This window comes from Microvirga alba (assembly GCF_015694465.1).
In the GTDB taxonomy this organism is placed as follows: domain Bacteria; phylum Pseudomonadota; class Alphaproteobacteria; order Rhizobiales; family Beijerinckiaceae; genus Microvirga; species Microvirga alba.
This window is the reverse complement of record NZ_JADQDO010000004.1, coordinates 101,315-116,113: the sequence shown is the minus strand read 5'-3', so window position 1 is coordinate 116,113 and position 14,799 is coordinate 101,315. Positions and strand designations below refer to the sequence as shown.

The 14,799-nt window shown below is 63.2% G+C and carries 17 protein-coding genes; 3 read left to right on the top strand and 14 right to left on the bottom strand.

Translation table 11 applies throughout. The annotated features are described in order from the left end of the window. Nucleotides 1–63: 63 nt before the first annotated feature. The 7 genes from I2H38_RS10360 to I2H38_RS10330 form a co-directional block, all read right to left on the bottom strand. Nucleotides 64–1,002: a hypothetical protein gene (locus tag I2H38_RS10360; protein ID WP_196271775.1), complete on the bottom strand. Its 939-nt coding sequence runs from the start codon at nucleotides 1,000–1,002 to the stop codon at nucleotides 64–66. Between the two features lie 31 nt (nucleotides 1,003–1,033). Then, complete coding sequence (locus tag I2H38_RS10355) at nucleotides 1,034–1,654, bottom strand: alpha-ketoglutarate-dependent dioxygenase AlkB (RefSeq protein ID WP_196271774.1); 621 nt, start codon at nucleotides 1,652–1,654, stop codon at nucleotides 1,034–1,036. Between the two features lie 212 nt (nucleotides 1,655–1,866). Further along, nucleotides 1,867–2,385 carry a GNAT family N-acetyltransferase gene (locus I2H38_RS10350; protein ID WP_407664056.1) on the bottom strand — a complete coding sequence of 173 codons (519 nt, stop codon included), beginning with the start codon at nucleotides 2,383–2,385 and terminating at the stop codon, nucleotides 1,867–1,869. After that, complete coding sequence (locus I2H38_RS10345) at nucleotides 2,382–3,002, bottom strand: 2,3-bisphosphoglycerate-dependent phosphoglycerate mutase (protein WP_196271773.1); 621 nt, start codon at nucleotides 3,000–3,002, stop codon at nucleotides 2,382–2,384. Before I2H38_RS10345 ends, I2H38_RS10350 begins: the two co-directional genes overlap by 4 nt. Before the next feature lie 38 nt (nucleotides 3,003–3,040). Then, nucleotides 3,041–3,847, bottom strand: a complete 807-nt coding sequence (dapB, locus tag I2H38_RS10340; protein ID WP_196271938.1) for a 4-hydroxy-tetrahydrodipicolinate reductase — start codon at nucleotides 3,845–3,847, stop codon at nucleotides 3,041–3,043. Between the two features lie 116 nt (nucleotides 3,848–3,963). Beyond that, nucleotides 3,964–4,269: a DUF1330 domain-containing protein gene (locus I2H38_RS10335; RefSeq protein WP_196271772.1), complete on the bottom strand. Its 306-nt coding sequence runs from the start codon at nucleotides 4,267–4,269 to the stop codon at nucleotides 3,964–3,966. Then, a complete protein-coding gene (locus I2H38_RS10330) occupies nucleotides 4,269–4,559 on the bottom strand; it encodes a DUF1330 domain-containing protein (RefSeq protein WP_196271771.1) in 291 nt (96 codons plus the stop codon). Before I2H38_RS10330 ends, I2H38_RS10335 begins: the two co-directional genes overlap by 1 nt. A gap of 104 nt (nucleotides 4,560–4,663) precedes the next feature. On the opposite strand from I2H38_RS10330, the gene I2H38_RS10325 reads away from it, so the two are divergent. Next, entirely contained in the window at nucleotides 4,664–5,635 is a 972-nt protein-coding gene (locus I2H38_RS10325) for a hypothetical protein (protein WP_196271770.1), read from the top strand. A gap of 118 nt (nucleotides 5,636–5,753) precedes the next feature. Here I2H38_RS10325 and pyrF read toward each other — a convergent pair whose 3' ends face one another. From pyrF to I2H38_RS10295, 6 genes are all read right to left on the bottom strand, one after another. Further along, the gene (pyrF, locus tag I2H38_RS10320; RefSeq protein ID WP_196271769.1) at nucleotides 5,754–6,482 is read right to left on the bottom strand and encodes an orotidine-5'-phosphate decarboxylase; all 729 of its coding nucleotides are present in this window, start codon (nucleotides 6,480–6,482) and stop codon (nucleotides 5,754–5,756) included. 8 nt (nucleotides 6,483–6,490) lie between these two features. After that, nucleotides 6,491–7,114, bottom strand: a complete 624-nt coding sequence (locus I2H38_RS10315; RefSeq protein ID WP_196271768.1) for a class I SAM-dependent methyltransferase — start codon at nucleotides 7,112–7,114, stop codon at nucleotides 6,491–6,493. A 168-nt stretch (nucleotides 7,115–7,282) separates the two neighbouring features. Next, complete coding sequence (gene dnaJ, locus I2H38_RS10310) at nucleotides 7,283–8,434, bottom strand: molecular chaperone DnaJ (protein WP_196271767.1); 1,152 nt, start codon at nucleotides 8,432–8,434, stop codon at nucleotides 7,283–7,285. Nucleotides 8,435–8,575: 141 nt separating this feature from the next. Beyond that, nucleotides 8,576–10,489, bottom strand: a complete 1,914-nt coding sequence (gene dnaK / locus I2H38_RS10305; protein ID WP_196271766.1) for a molecular chaperone DnaK — start codon at nucleotides 10,487–10,489, stop codon at nucleotides 8,576–8,578. Between the two features lie 304 nt (nucleotides 10,490–10,793). Continuing rightward, nucleotides 10,794–11,645 (bottom strand): bifunctional helix-turn-helix domain-containing protein/methylated-DNA--[protein]-cysteine S-methyltransferase, encoded by an 852-nt coding sequence (locus I2H38_RS10300; protein WP_229426664.1) that lies wholly within the window; start codon nucleotides 11,643–11,645, stop codon nucleotides 10,794–10,796. A gap of 214 nt (nucleotides 11,646–11,859) precedes the next feature. Then, nucleotides 11,860–12,375 carry a DUF2244 domain-containing protein gene (locus I2H38_RS10295; RefSeq protein WP_196271937.1) on the bottom strand — a complete coding sequence of 172 codons (516 nt, stop codon included), beginning with the start codon at nucleotides 12,373–12,375 and terminating at the stop codon, nucleotides 11,860–11,862. Nucleotides 12,376–12,395: 20 nt separating this feature from the next. On the opposite strand from I2H38_RS10295, the gene nth reads away from it, so the two are divergent. Further along, entirely contained in the window at nucleotides 12,396–13,118 is a 723-nt protein-coding gene (gene nth, locus I2H38_RS10290; protein ID WP_196271764.1) for an endonuclease III, read from the top strand. A 4-nt stretch (nucleotides 13,119–13,122) separates the two neighbouring features. On the opposite strand, the gene I2H38_RS10285 is transcribed toward nth, so the two are convergent. Then, nucleotides 13,123–13,926, bottom strand: a complete 804-nt coding sequence (locus I2H38_RS10285; RefSeq protein ID WP_407664055.1) for an undecaprenyl-diphosphate phosphatase — start codon at nucleotides 13,924–13,926, stop codon at nucleotides 13,123–13,125. 169 nt (nucleotides 13,927–14,095) lie between these two features. Between I2H38_RS10285 and I2H38_RS10280 the strand changes: the two genes are divergently transcribed. After that, nucleotides 14,096–14,788 carry a glutathione S-transferase family protein gene (locus tag I2H38_RS10280; RefSeq protein ID WP_196271762.1) on the top strand — a complete coding sequence of 231 codons (693 nt, stop codon included), beginning with the start codon at nucleotides 14,096–14,098 and terminating at the stop codon, nucleotides 14,786–14,788. Nucleotides 14,789–14,799 lie beyond the last annotated feature (11 nt).

The window sequence follows — 14,799 nt, the reverse complement described above, 5'->3', positions numbered from 1 at the left end:
TCTATCTCTTTGTTCTCACATCATTTTTGCGAAGAACCGAGAGCCAATTCTGCGCGTGATGCTCTAAGGCCTCATATCCACACCGTCGATCACATTGCGGAATCGCGGCAGGAGTTGCTCGCGCTGATCGATACGCGCCAGGCCGACCATGCGGACATAGCGGTCAGGCTCGAACCGGATCGTCTGCATCACGACCATCGGCTGCCCGGAAACCGCATCCGTGGCCTTGGCGACGATCTCGTGCCATTCCTGCCCCTTGAAGCGGAAGGATTCCGAGCGCTCGAAGGTGACGTTCTTGAGAATCTGGTTCGAGTTCAGCGCCGCTTGCGCGAACTGGTCCCGCCGCTCGCCGGACGGGGGCGGGGGGCTCAGGGAGGCGGCCAGGATCACGATGGGCTGCTCCATGGCTTTGATCGTGTCGAGCGGGCCTTCGGTAAAGAGCACCGAACTGCCCGAGAGGACCCGCACCGGGCGAAATCCCGCCTTGTCGTTGACCCGGAAGGGCAGGGCGGAAACCTGCTCGTCGAGGGACACCGGTCCCCGTAAGGCCACGCTCTTCAGGGCGCTGCGCATCTGCGCGTCGCTATAGCCGTCCGAACCGCCCTGGACCTGCGCGATGAGAAGAGCGGTCAGATCGCCGTCTTTCAACGCCAGCACCCATTTGCGGCCCGCTTCCGGCCCCACCACGGTGCCCGCGACCAGCACGCCGGTCTTGGACCCGAGCTTCAGGTTCTCGCGGAAGGTCACGCTCATGCCCTGCCGTTTCAGGGCTTCCTTGGTCAGGCCCGACACCAACTGCCCGTAGGCCTCGGCCGGCATCTCGACGAAACTGATGGCCGCCGCCCTCTCCTGGTTTTCGAACCCGGAAAAGCGCTTCGAGGGCATCATGTCCTCAGGCGGCACGATGCCGATCCGAGAAGCGGGCGGAAATACCGGCTCGGCCGCGAGTGCCGCGTGAAAAGACAGGATGAAACCTAACGTTGCGGCAACAAAACCCTTCATAGGTCCCCTCCAAACATCTGTTCCATAAGGCTTAAAGCGGCTTCTCCACCTTGCGCAAGGTGAGATTGAGGCGTCCCCCCTGCGGCAGCAGGTCCGATGTGCCCGTCATGAGCCGGTCAATGCCATGATAAATCAGCCGTGCCGGCCCGCCGAACACGATGGCGTCGCCTGAGCGTAGTCTGATCGAGCGCGTCGGATCGTTGCGCTCCGGCCCGCCGTAACGAAAGAGGGCGGTGTCGCCGAGCGACAGGGAGACTACGGGCGCGTCGAATTCCATTTCGTCCTTGTCCTGATGCAACCCCATCCGCGCCGTGGGCTCGTAGAAATTGACGAGGCAGGCATCGGGCGGATGCGGATAACCGCTCAACTCTTCCCAGGCTTTGAGCACGCGCTCCGGCATGTCGGGCCAGGGCTTGCCGGTTTCGGGATGTGTCGGCTGATAGCGATAGCCGTCGATGTCGGACACCCAGCCCAGCCGGCCGCAATTGGTCATGCGCACGGAGAACGGCCTGCCGGTGCGGGGCATCGTCGGGCTGAAAAGCGGAGCCTCCCGGGTGATCTCACGCAGGGCCTGGAGCAGAGCCTCCTGCGCCGAGCGGTCGAGATAATCGGGATAGTAGATGAGGCCGGGAGCGAGGGTGACGCTGGTCATGGCCGGTATTCTAGCGAGCGGGCGGCGCAGGCATAGGCCGAGGGTTCCGAGAAACACCTCGAAGGGCGAGGCTTCCGATGCGCGCTGGCTTCGAGACGCCGCTTCGCGGCCCCTCAGGATGAGATGAGAAGTCAGATAAGGCGGAACTGAATTCGCAAGGAAGGCAAGAGACGGTCTCGTACTCTCCCCGCAAGGGGAGGGCGTCGGGGTCCTTATCCCAACTTTTTCCAGAAAACCGTCGTCGCGCAGAGCCGCCCATCCGGCCACATGGCGAAATCGGGAATGACGCCCGATTTCGTCCAACCCAACTTTTCATAAAGCTGCTCGGCGTCCGAGCCGGTGACGGTGTCGAGCGTCAGGAGCGACAGGCCGCGCGCCCGCGCCTCATCCTCCAGGGCCGCCAACAATCGCTGCGCCAATCCTTTCCGGCGCGCGCGGCGGTGGACCAGAAGCTTCTTCACGTCGCCGCGGTGGCGTTGGTTGCAGGGGCCATCGAGGCCGATTTGCACGGTGCCCGACAGGACCCCGTCCGCATACGCGCCGAAAAGAAGCGTCTTGCCTGCGGCGACGTTTTCGATCACGCCGTCCCACCAGGAGACCGCCTCCTCGACCGGGAAAGGCCACATGAAGCCCACCGAGGCTCCGCCCGCCACGCAATCGGCGAGCGTCTCGGCCAGGTTCATGCGCTCGCGCTCGGCCTGTTCCGCGTCGAGAAAGCGAATGTCGCTCACGCTTCGAGCACTTTCTTGCTGGCGACGGTGGTATCGTCCTTGAGTTCATAGACCAGCGGCACGCCGGTCGCGAGTTCCATGGACGGGATCGTGTCTGCGTTCAGGTGATCGAGCACCATCACGAGAGCACGCAGCGAGTTGCCGTGGGCCGCCACCAGAACGCGTTCGCCGCGCATCACGCGGGGCAGGATCTCGCTGACATAATAGGGCAGCACGCGGGCAACCGTGTCCTTCAGGCTCTCGCCGCCGGGAGGGGGCACGTCGTAGGAGCGGCGCCACAGATGGACCTGATCCTCGCCCCATTTGGCGCGGGCATCGTCCTTGTTGAGGCCGGACAGATCGCCGTAATCGCGCTCGTTCAGCGCCTGCTCCTTGATGGTCGTGAGGTTCGGCTGACCGATTTCGTCAAGGATCAACTGACAGGTGCGCTGGGCGCGGGAGAGATCAGAGGTGTAGGCCACATCGAACTGAATGCCGAGCGCCTTCAGGCGGCGGCCCGCCGCGCGCGCCTCTTCGACGCCGAGGTCGGTCAGGCCCGGGTCCTTCCAGCCGGTGAACAGGTTCTTGAGATTCCAGTCACTCTGGCCATGGCGGGCAAGGACGAGAAGGCGCTTCATCGTGTCAGGTCTCCAGTTGGATGGCGTAGTCTGATGAGTCAGAGGTTTTCCAGGCCGAGCACGTCGTCCATGCCGTAATAGCCCGGTTTCTTGTCGAAGGCCCAGAGCGCGGCCTTCACCGCGCCACGGGCGAAGATGCTGCGGTCTTCCGCGCGGTGGGACAATTCCAGGCGCTCGCCGAGGCCTGCGAACATCACTGTGTGTTCGCCCACGACCGTGCCGCCGCGAAGGGTCGCAAAGCCGATATCGCCGGGGTTTCTCACGCCGGTGTGCCCGTCGCGCGTGCGCACCGAGCGGTCCTTGAGCGAGATCTTGCGGCCCTGCGCCGCCGCCTCGCCGAGAAGAAGCGCGGTGCCGGAGGGGGCATCCACCTTCATGCGATGGTGCATCTCGAGAATTTCGATGTCGAAATCATCGCTCAACGTCGCCGCCACCTTGCGCACGAGGCCAGCCAAAAGGTTCACGCCGAGCGACATGTTGCCGGATTGGACGATGCGCGCATGCCGGGCCGCCGCTTCAAGCTTGGTGAAATCCTGATCCTGCAGGCCGGTGGTGCCGATTACATGCACGATGCGGGCTTGGGCTGCCAGCGCCGCAAAGGCGGTCGTCGCGGCGGGCGTGGTGAAATCGAGCACGCCGTCGGCCTTCGCGAAGACGGGCAGAGGATCGTCCGTCACCTTCACATCGAGGAGGCCGGTTCCGGCAAGCTGCCCCGCATCGTGCCCGAGCGCGTCGGAGCCTTTCTTCGCGATGGCGCCGACAAGGCGGCAGCCCTCGGCTTCGGCGATTGCCTTGATGAGCATGCGTCCCATGCGTCCGGCCGCACCAACCACGACGAGTCGCATTTCGCTCATGCCCGTTCTCCCGTTTTCGGTGTCAGGGTATAATGGCTTGAGCCACGGCTGAGAAGCGCAAGATTGGGACGCCCCCCTGCCTTAAGGAAAGGGGAGCGTCGCGGATACTAACCTGGCTGTGGCCCGTCATATCCCTCGATGACGATGATTTCCGCCACCGCGTGGCCATCGCGCTCGGCCTTCGCCGCCTTGTATTCGGGAGAATCCCAGCAGGCCAAAGCCGCCTCGTAGGAGGGGAACTCGATCACGACGTTGCGGGAGCGCGCGTCGCCCTCGACTGCCTTGAACGCGCCGCCGCGCACCAGGAAGCGCGCGCCGAACTTGGCGAAAGCGGGTCCGTTGGCCTTGACGTAGTTCTGGTAGGCTTCCGGGCTGGTGACATCGACGCGGCCGATCCAGTACCCCTTCGCCATTATTCCGCGCCTTCGACGAGAACGAATTCGGCAATGCAAGCGCCATCGCGCTTGGCCTTGGCCGCCTGATATTCGGGAGAGTTGTAATAGGTCCGGGCCGCGTCCATCGATTCGAACTCGATCACCACGTTGCGCGGACGCGCTTCACCTTCGAGCGCCTCATAAGCGCCGCCGCGAGCCAACGGCCGGCCGTTGTACTTGCGGATCGCCTCCGTCGCGCCTTTCGCATATTCCGCATAGGCTTCGGGGTTCGTGACGGTGACGCGGGCGATGACATAGGCCTTAGGCATCTAAACTCTCCTCGATCAACGAAAGCCAGGAATTGGCTTGCGCTGTCATGCAGCTGTGATGGTCGCAACTTATCGAAATTTTCGCCCCAACAAAGGATTTTTCGATGATCAGGACTCTCAAGGCGGCATGTCTTGGCCTTCTCGCGCTCACGTCCCCGACCCTCGCGGCGGGGCCGAACGCCTTCGAATTCGTTGCGCTCGGCGACATGCCCTACAACATCCCGAAGGATTACGAGAAATTCGACCGCTTGATCGCCGCGATCAACAAGATCGGCCCGGCGTTCTCGATTCATATCGGCGATATCAAGTCCGGTTCGTCACTCTGCACGACCGAGAATTTCCAGAAGGTGTTCAACCAATTCGCCACCTTCGAGGGGCCGCTCGTCTACACGCCGGGCGACAATGAATGGACCGATTGCCACCGCGACGCCGCGGGCAAGTTCGACCCGCTGGAACGCCTCTCGGTCATCCGCTCGATGTTCTATCCGAAGCCGGACCAGTCGCTCGGCCGCAAGCCGATGCCGGTGGAAAGCCAGGCGCTTGCGATGCCGGAGCACAAGACCTTCGTCGAGAACGCCCGCTTCGAGAAGAACGGCGTGATGTTCGTGACGCTGCACATCGTCGGCTCGAACAACAATTTCGAACCCCTCAATCCCAAAACGGCGCTGGAATATTTCGAGCGCGACAGGGCCAACATCGCCTGGCTCGACGACAGCGTGAAGAAGGCAAGCGAGCGCGGCCTGAAAGCCATGGTCATCGGCTTCCAGGCGAACCCCTACGACATCCGCCAGAAGACGGGTGGACTGCCGGTCGCTTCGGCCTTCGTCAACACCCTCAAGGGAATCGAACGCGCCGCGAAGATCCTGAACCGTCCGATCCTCGTGATCGAGGGCGATGAGCATGTCTTCGAATACGTGCCGATGCAAAATGCCGAGTTCAAACCCATCCCGGGCGTCATGCGCCTTCAGGTCATGGGCGCGGATCAGGTTCAGGCTGTGCGGGTTACGGTCGATCCGGATGATCCGGCGGTGTTCGGCATACAGCCGCTGATGGTTCGCGAAAACCTCGCGAACTGATCCCGCCGATAAGGCGTGAGCCGGAGTGGCCTTGAGCGGTCGCTCCGGCTTTCCTTTTCGCGATGCCGCTTTCGAATGGGATCTCGCTGTCCGTGGTATCGGGCTCGATCACGAGGTCCTAGGCGAGGGCTGCGGCCATCTCCGCAACGATTGCCTGTGCGGCCGCGCGCGGATCGGCGGCCTTCACGATAGGGCGGGCGACGACGAGATGGGATGAGCCGAGACGCAGCGCCTCCCCCGGGGTGACGATGCGTTTCTGATCGCCCGCTTCCGACCCGGCAGGGCGGATGCCCGGCGTCACGATGAGCCGGTCGGGGCCGACGATGGCGCGCACGCGCGCCGCTTCCGGCGCGGCGCAGACGATGCCGTCAATGCCGATGTCGCGGGCCTGAGCTGCCCGCTTGGCGACGAGGTCCGCCGCCGGAACGGGTGCGTAGCCTGCTTCGATCAGGTCCTGATCGTCGTAAGACGTGAGCACGGTCACGGCCAGAATTTTCAGGTCCGATCCGGCCTTGCCCGCCACGGCGGCGCGCATGGTCTGCGGATAGGCATGGACGGTGAGAAGCGTTGCCCCAAGCCGCGCGATGGAGCGCACGCCTTCTTCGACCGTGTTGCCGATGTCGTGGAGCTTGAGGTCGAGAAAGACCTTCTTGCCTTGAGCGATCAGCTCCTGCACGAATGCGAAACCGCCTGCATAGGCAAGCTGATAGCCGATCTTGTAGAAAGTCCCGGCGTCGCCGATGCGCTGGACGATGGCGCGCGCCTCCTCGACGGAGGGCACATCGAGCCCAATGATGAGCCGGTCGCGAATGTCCCCTACCGGAATGGAATCCGTCGACAGGGGCATCGTTGGGCTCATGGGGTCGTTGCCTTGTTGTAGACCCACACGCGGGCCGGGGGGAGGTTGCGCCAGATGCGGTTGGAGGCGCGGGTCTTGTAGGCTTGCGAGCGCGACGGGATCGGCGGCACGACCGCATAGGTGAACTGGATGAACGGCGCTTCCGCTTGCATCATCCCTTGCGCGGTTTCCAAGAGGTCGAGGCGCTGGTCCATGGGCTTGGTGAACAGCGGGAGGCTCGACACGGTCGCCGCCGCGGGCTCGCTCAAGACGCCTGCCAGCGTCTCCTCAAGATCGTACGCGTCGCCCTGGATGATGGTCGCCTTCGGGAAGCGACGTTTCAGGAGTTGGCAGAATTCGGGGCTGTATTCGATGAGGACCAGTCGATCCTGAGCCACGCCGCGCCGGATCAGGGCATCCGTCACCGGTCCGGTGCCGGGCCCGAGCTCGATCACGGGGCCGGGAATGCGCGGATCCACATAAGATGCCATGGTCCGAGCAAGCGCCTTGCCGGAGGGCATGACCGCGCCGACGACCAGCGGCCGTTCCAGCCAGGATCTTAGGAAGCGGGCCTCGTCCTCGAAGCGGTCCTTGCGGAGGGGCAATTTCCGGGGCGTAGGCCGTTGAAACGACTGAAGCACTGAGAGGACCCCTCGCTCGGGCGGATCACATCGGTTGTTTAGAACATGATTCAGAAAAGTGGAATCGGGTTCCCTGATAAAATCATGCGGCAGCAAGAGGTTAGAGTCTGATCACGGTTCATGAGAGCCATGATCAGATTCTAGAACTCTAGGAAAACGACCGTCAAGTTAAGCGGATCCACTGAACCCATCGAGAAATTCGCGGAAGCGCGAGAAAAAGCCCGAACTTTCCGGGTGATTTTCCTTGGAACACTCCTGGTCGAACTCCATCAGCAGCTCGCGCTGACGCTTCGAGAGTTTTTGTGGGGTTTCCACAACAACCTGAATGTAGAGGTCGCCCACATCCCGCGACCGCAGCACGGGCATGCCCTTGCCCCTGAGGCGGAACTGCTTGCCGGACTGGGTGCCGTCGGGGACCTTCACTTGGGCTTCCGTACCGCTCAAGGTCGGCACGTTGAGCTCGCCGCCAAGCGCGGCCGTGACCATCGAAATCGGCACGCGGCAGAACAGGTCGGCCCCGTCGCGCTGGAAGAACGGATGCGTTTTGAGCGACAGGAAAATGTAGAGATCGCCCGCCGGTCCGCCGCGCAGGCCCGCCTCGCCCTCGCCCGAAAGGCGGATGCGGGTGCCGTCCTCGACGCCTGCCGGGATGTTGACCGAGAGCGTGCGCTCGCGCGTGACCCGGCCCGCGCCGCCGCAATCGGCGCAAGGATCGTCGATGGTCTCGCCACGTCCGTGGCAATTCGGGCAGGTACGCTCGATCGAGAAGAAACCTTGCGTCGCCCGCACCCGACCCGCGCCGCCGCAGGTGGGGCAGGTCTTGGGCTTGGACCCCGCCTTCGCGCCGCTGCCCGAGCAGGATTCGCAGGTGATCGAGGTCGGAATCTTGAGTTCGGCCGTCTTGCCGTTGAAAGCCTCATCGAGGCTGATTTCGAGGTTATAGCGCATATCCGCGCCGCGTTCGCGGCCGCTCGCGCCGTGTCCGCCGCCGCCGCGTCCACCACGTCCCTCGCCGAAGAAATTCTCGAAGATGTCCGACATGAAGTCGGAGAAGTCATTGCCGAAGCCGGGGCCGCCCGCGCCAGCGCCACCATTGGCGAAGGCCGCATGGCCGTAGCGGTCATAGGCTGCGCGCTTCTGGCCGTCCGAGAGCGTCTGATACGCCTCGTTGATTTCCTTGAACTTGACCTCCGCCTCGTGATCCCCCGGGTTGCGGTCCGGGTGGAACTGCATCGCGAGCTTCCGGAAGGCGGATTTCATCTCAACTTCGGTCGCGGTCTTGGTAACCCCGAGGACCTCGTAGTAGTCGCGTTTAGACATCTCGTCTTCGCCCCTCTGCCCGGTGCGTGTCATCCCCGGCGAGCGAAGCGAGGGAAGGGGACCCATGAGCGGCTATGGCTGATGGACCCCTTCCCCTTCGGCGGCTTGCGCCGCCTCCGGCCGGGAATGGCAGGGGCGTGTTTATGCCCGTTTCTTCTTGTCGTCGTCGCTGACTTCCTGGAAGTCGGCGTCGATGACGTCGTCCTTCTTGGGCTCTTCGCCGGCGTGCTCGCCGCCGTCGCCAGCCGCTTGCGAAGCCTGGTACATGGCTTCTCCAAGCTTCATGGAAGCCTGCATCAGGTCCGTGGTGCGGGCCTTGACCGTCTCGGCATCCTCGCCGGCGAGAGCCTGCTTCAGCGCGTCGATGGCTGTCTCGATGCCCTGCTTGTCGGCCTCCGAGACCTTGTCGCCGTAATCCTTGAGCGACTTCTCGGTCGTGTGAACAAGGCTTTCGCCCTGGTTCTTGGCCTCGACCAGCTCGCGGCGCTTCTTGTCCTCGGTGGCGTGTGCCTCGGCGTCCTTCACCATCTTGTCGATGTCACCTTCCGAGAGGCCGCCCGAGGCCTGGATGCGGATCTGCTGCTCCTTGGCCGTCGCCTTGTCCTTCGCAGTGACGTTGACGATGCCGTTGGCGTCGATGTCGAAGGTCACCTCGATCTGCGGCATGCCGCGCGGGGCCGGCGGAATGCCCATCAGGTCGAACTGGCCGAGCATCTTGTTGTCCGCCGCCATTTCGCGCTCGCCCTGGAAGACGCGGATGGTGACCGCGTTCTGGTTGTCTTCCGCAGTCGAGAATACCTGGCTCTTCTTGGTCGGGATCGTCGTGTTGCGCTCGATGAGGCGGGTAAACACGCCGCCGAGCGTCTCGATGCCGAGCGAGAGCGGGGTCACATCGAGAAGCAGCACGTCCTTGACGTCGCCCTGGAGCACGCCAGCCTGGACCGCGGCGCCGATGGCGACCACTTCGTCCGGGTTCACGCCTTTATGGGGCTCCTTGCCGAAGAACGCCTTCACGACTTCCTGGATCTTCGGCATGCGGGTCATGCCGCCGACGAGAACCACTTCGTCGATCTCACCGGCGGAGAGGCCGGCATCCTTCAACGCCTTGCGGCAGGGCTCGATGGTCTTCTGCACCAGGTCGTCGACGAGCGACTCGAACTTGGCGCGCGAAAGCTTGAGCGCGAGGTGCTTCGGACCGGATGCATCCGCCGTGATATAGGGCAGGTTGATTTCGGTCTGCTGCGCCGAGGACAGCTCGATCTTGGCCTTTTCCGCCGCCTCTTTCAGGCGTTGGAGAGCGAGCTTGTCCTTGGTCAGGTCGATGCCCTGTTCCTTCTTGAACTCGGCCGCGAGGTACTCGACGAGACGCATGTCGAAGTCTTCACCGCCGAGGAAGGTATCGCCGTTGGTGGACTTCACTTCGAATACGCCGTCGCCGATCTCGAGGATCGAGACGTCGAAGGTGCCGCCGCCGAGGTCGTAGACCGCAATCGTGCCGTGCTGCTTCTTCTCGAGGCCGTAGGCGAGCGCTGCCGCCGTGGGCTCGTTGATGATGCGCAGCACCTCGAGACCGGCGATTTTGCCGGCGTCCTTGGTAGCCTGACGCTGGGCGTCGTTGAAATAGGCCGGAACCGTGATGACCGCCTGGGTCACCGTCTGGCCGAGATAGGCCTCGGCGGTTTCCTTCATCTTCTGCAGGGTGAAGGCGGAGATCTGCGACGGCGAATACTGCTTGCCGTCAGCCTCGACCCACGCATCGCCGTTCGCGCCCTTGATGATGTGGTAGGGGACGAGGCCCATGTCCTTCTTGGTCATGGGGTCGTCGAAGGTGCGCCCGATCAGGCGTTTGATGGCAAAGAAGGTGCGCTCGGGATTCGTGACCGCCTGGCGCTTGGCCGGCTGGCCGACGAGGCGCTCGCCTTCGTCCGTGAAGGCCACGATGGACGGAGTCGTCCGCGCGCCTTCCGCGTTCTCGATAACTTTGGGCTGCGTGCCTTCCATAACGGCGACGCAGGAGTTGGTGGTGCCGAGGTCGATACCAATAACCTTACCCATGGCGGGATCCCTCACTTTCAAGCAGACCGCCGCGCCCCGAAGCGGCACGGCCCATGGCTTATGTTGACGAAATGGCAAGGCCCGCTTCTTGAGGAGGCGTTCCCTGCTCTGGCGCTGATATAAGAAGGGGTTTGAAACGCCGCAAGACAATGATGAGACCTTGTGCGTCTCAATCCGTCGGCGGCCGCCCCTGGGGGCGTTTCCTGCCACGAGCGGGAACGGCTGAAAAGAGGCTATTTTGGTCTGGCGCCTGTCTCGGCGAGGCAGATGGCGCCTCGCCGGTCGTAAAAAAAACGTTCGGGCGTCAATTCTTGCTCATCGCCCCGGCTTCCCAGCCCAGAATCGCCTGCTTGCGAGTCAAACCCCAATGATAGCCGGTCAAAGCGCCAGAGCGCCCGAGCACCCGGTGGCAGGGCACCACGAACGAAACCGGGTTTTTCCCCACCGCCGCTCCGACCGCGCGGGCTGCGGAGGGTTTGCCGATATGGCGCGCGATGTCCGAATAGGTCGTGGCGCGGTCGCGCGGAATGCGCAAAAGCGTCTCCCAGACCCGGACCTCGAAATCCGTCCCGATCAGCACGACCCGCAGGGGCTGTTCCTCCTGCCACTGGGCCGGGTTGAAAATACGCCGGGCCAGCGGCGCGGTCGCCTTCGTGTCCTCGATATACTCGGCCCTGGGCCAGCGGCGGGTCATGTCCGCCAGCGCCGCCGCCCGGTCGCCATCGTCCACGAAGCCGAGGCCCGCGAGCCCGCGCTCGGTTGCGATCAACACCGCCTCGCCGAAGGGGGAGGGGTGAAAGCCGAATCGCATGGTCAGGCCCACGCCGCCGGTCTTGTAGTCGCCGGGCGTCATGGCCTCATGGGTCACGAAAAGATCGTGCAGCCGCGCCGGTCCCGACAGCCCGACCTCGTAGGTGGCGTCGAGCACGCTCGCCGATGAGGCGAGCAGCGCCTTGGCGTTGTCGAGGGTGATGGCCTGGAGGAAAGCCTTTGGCGACAACCCCGCCCAGCGCCTGAAGAGGTGATGCACATGGGTCGTCGAGAGGCCGACATGGTCGGCAATGGCCTCAAGGGAGGGCTGCTCGCGCCAGCGCTCGGAGATGTAGGCGATGATGCGCCGCACGCGCTCATAATCCGCGTTCGGCTCATCCCGCATCGCGAGTGCGCCGGGTTCGATGGTGATGTCGCGCAAGGTATCGAGCATGGGCGTGATCCTTTTGGGGCCGATTTTAACCCCATCGAGAACGGAGCACACCCGTTTCCTGTGGTGGCTGTCATCCCCGACGAGCCGTAGGCGAGGGAAGGGGATCCATCAGCCCCAGAAAATCACCGGCGCGCCTTTTCCTCCTCCTTGTGGGGAGGGCGGGGTCTCAATAGCCGCGCTTCACGTTGGACAGGGCACGTCCGAAGGCCTCGGCCAGGCTTTCCCGCTCGGGCGGGGAAAGGTCATGGGCGATCACCACCTGTTCGCCGCGGGATTGAAGAGTCAATTCCTGCACGCCGAACTCATCATCGACCTCGCGATCGAGGCGGGTCCAGAGTGGGTTGAAGCGCCACTCCCGCACCTCGCCGCGATGGCTGATCTTGCGCAGAAGCAGCCGCACCGGGGTCAATTCGAGCAATTCGAAGGATTGGCCATGCCGGTAGTTGATGCGAAACGCGATGTAGAGCCCGAGGAAATCAAGGCCGAAGAAACCGACCACCGGCCAGGAGCCGAGAATGATAAAAGGCAGGCTCGCGACGATGGAGGTCAGGCACAAGAGAATCATGACGATTCTGAAGCCCATGGGCCCGAGCGAACGATGCGGCCGGATCACCGCCGAGAAGACCGGCTGGTCCATCTCGAACTGCTCCATGTCGTCGAATGTCGCTTTGCCGCTGACCATGCCGGAATTATAACGCAATCATGTCCGATCTGAAGCCGTCATCCCGCCGCAAGGCAAAGCCGCAAATCACTGCCTCTCTATCGCCCAAGCCTGCGCGACAGCCAAAGCCAGTGGACAAGGCGACCGTTCTGGAAATCTTTCGCCGGTTCGAGGCCGCCAATCCCCACCCCGAGGGCGAGCTTGAATATGTCAATTCCTATACGTTGCTCGTCGCCGTGCTGCTCTCCGCGCAATCGACCGATGTGGGCGTGAACAAGGCGACACGCGCCCTCTTTCCCATCGCCGATACACCGGAAAAGATGCTGGCGCTCGGCGAGGAGGGCGTGCGCGAGCGGGTCAAGACGCTCAACTATTTCAACACCAAGGCGAAGAACGTCATCGCCATGTCAAAGCGTCTGGTGGAGGAGTTCGGCGGCGAAGTGCCGCGCTCGATGGAGGCGCTCACCACCTTGCCCGGTGTCGGACGGAAGACCGCGAGCGTCGTCATGAACATCGCGTTCCGGATCCCGCACATTGCCGTCGATACGCATATCTTCCGCGTCGCCAACCGCATTCCGTTCGTCAACACCAAGACGCCGCTGGAGACGCAGGGGCCGCTGGAAAAGCTGGTGCCGGATGAATTCAAGCTCCACGCCCATCACTGGCTGATCCTGCACGGGCGCTATATCTGCAAGGCTCGCGTTCCGGAATGCGCGCGCTGCCTCATCAACGATCTTTGCCGCTATCCGGCCAAAACCCTTTGAGGGCTCACCCGAAGACGATCAGCCCCGCGAGGCCCGCCGCGCCGACGATGATGCGCCACCACGCGAACAGCGCGAAGCCGTGGCGGGAGATGTAGTCGAGGAAGGTTTTCACGACGAGCAAGGCCGATACGAAAGCGGCGATGAAGCCGATAACGATGAGGAGGCCGTCGTTGGCTGACAGATTTTTGTAGTTCTTCAGAAGATCGTAGGCGAAGGCCCCGGTCATGGTCGGCATGGCGAGGAAGAACGAAAACTCCGCCGCTGCGCGCTTGTCAGCGCCGAGCAGCATGGCCCCCACGATCGTCGCGCCGGAGCGAGACACGCCGGGCACCATGGCAAGGCACTGCATGAAACCGATCTTGAGATACATCGGCAGCGGGAAACGGGTCGCGTCGTGCTTCGTCGGCTGAAGCGGAAGGGCATCGATCAACAGGAGCACGAAGCCGCCCGCGATCAGCGTCATGCAGACAATCCAGGGATTGAAGAGCACGTCCTTGATAAAGCCGTGCAGAGCCGCGCCGATGATCGCCGCGGGCAGGAAGGCGAGAAGGACGCCGATGACGAAACGTCGCGCGCCCGGATCGTAGGGGAGGGCTTTGGCGATGTCCAAGAGCCGGTGAAAATAGACCGACAGGATCGCCAGGATCGCGCCGAGCTGGATCAGGACCTCGAAGGTCTTGCCGGTCGATTCGAAACCTAGGAAATGGCCGACGAGGAGGAGATGGCCCGTCGAGGAGACCGGCAGGAACTCGGTCAGGCCTTCGATCAGGCCGAGAAAAAGCGCCTCGATAATTTGCGACATCGTCAAAATCCCAAAATCCGGGCCAGATGGAGGGCGTTCCGCCAGCCTGTCAAGGTGACTTGCGCGTCGCGCGCAACCGCCTTGCACTCACGCAATCAGATTCACCAAAAATCCTTACCGACCCTTAACGAAACCCGGCCTTATTCTCGCCGCCTGTTTCGCGTCAGACACGCTCATGGCCATCCTTCATTCGTATCCTTTTTGCCCGCATTCGCGGTTCGCGCGCTTGGTTTTGGCCGAGTTGGGCCTTGAGCCGGACTTCGTCGAAGAAAAGCCGTGGGAGCGCCGCCTTCCCTTCCTGGAGCTCGATCCGGCAGGCAATCTGCCCCTGTTCATCGACGATGAGGGGCTTGCTGTTCCGGGTGCCCGGATTCTTGCGGAATATCTCGACGAGACCCGGGACGAGAGCCTGGGGGACCGCCGCTTCCTGCCTCAGGACCTGGCGCAACGGGTCGAGGTGCGTCGCCTGCTCGACTGGTTCCTGGTGAAATTCCATCAGGAAGTGTCGGATTATCTGGCGACCGAAAAGATCTACAAGCGCTTCATGCCCTCCGACATCGGGGGCGGTCCGCCGGATATGGGGGCGATTCGCGCCGCGCGGGCCAATGTGCGATATCACCTGAAATATATCGGCTTCCTGATTGCGAAGCGGAACTGGCTCGCGGGCGACCAGATGACCTATGCGGATCTGGCGGCGGCGGCCCATCTGTCGGTAGTGGATTATCTCGGCGACGTGCCATGGGACGAGGACGAAACAGCGAGGCATTGGTACGCCAGGATCAAATCCCGGCCGTCCTTTCGCGCGCTCCTGGCGGACCGGGTGCCGGGCATGGCTCCGGCGGACCACTACGACAATCTGGATTTTTGAACGGCGAGGCG

Coding starts and splice junctions, on each gene's coding strand:
- I2H38_RS10335 (WP_196271772.1), bottom strand. CDS start 4,269: ATGGCGAAGGGGTACTGGATCGGCCGCGTCGATGTCACCAGCCCGGAA.
- I2H38_RS10325 (WP_196271770.1), top strand. CDS start 4,664: ATGATCAGGACTCTCAAGGCGGCATGTCTTGGCCTTCTCGCGCTCACG.
- I2H38_RS10295 (WP_196271937.1), bottom strand. CDS start 12,375: ATGGTCAGCGGCAAAGCGACATTCGACGACATGGAGCAGTTCGAGATG.
- I2H38_RS10330 (WP_196271771.1), bottom strand. CDS start 4,559: ATGCCTAAGGCCTATGTCATCGCCCGCGTCACCGTCACGAACCCCGAA.
- dnaK (WP_196271766.1), bottom strand. CDS start 10,489: ATGGGTAAGGTTATTGGTATCGACCTCGGCACCACCAACTCCTGCGTC.
- I2H38_RS10345 (WP_196271773.1), bottom strand. CDS start 3,002: ATGAAGCGCCTTCTCGTCCTTGCCCGCCATGGCCAGAGTGACTGGAAT.
- I2H38_RS10355 (WP_196271774.1), bottom strand. CDS start 1,654: ATGACCAGCGTCACCCTCGCTCCCGGCCTCATCTACTATCCCGATTAT.
- dapB (WP_196271938.1), bottom strand. CDS start 3,847: ATGCGACTCGTCGTGGTTGGTGCGGCCGGACGCATGGGACGCATGCTC.
- pyrF (WP_196271769.1), bottom strand. CDS start 6,482: ATGCCCCTGTCGACGGATTCCATTCCGGTAGGGGACATTCGCGACCGG.
- I2H38_RS10300 (WP_229426664.1), bottom strand. CDS start 11,645: ATGCGGGATGAGCCGAACGCGGATTATGAGCGCGTGCGGCGCATCATC.
- dnaJ (WP_196271767.1), bottom strand. CDS start 8,434: ATGTCTAAACGCGACTACTACGAGGTCCTCGGGGTTACCAAGACCGCG.
- I2H38_RS10360 (WP_196271775.1), bottom strand. CDS start 1,002: ATGAAGGGTTTTGTTGCCGCAACGTTAGGTTTCATCCTGTCTTTTCAC.
- I2H38_RS10280 (WP_196271762.1), top strand. CDS start 14,096: ATGGCCATCCTTCATTCGTATCCTTTTTGCCCGCATTCGCGGTTCGCG.
- nth (WP_196271764.1), top strand. CDS start 12,396: ATGTCCGATCTGAAGCCGTCATCCCGCCGCAAGGCAAAGCCGCAAATC.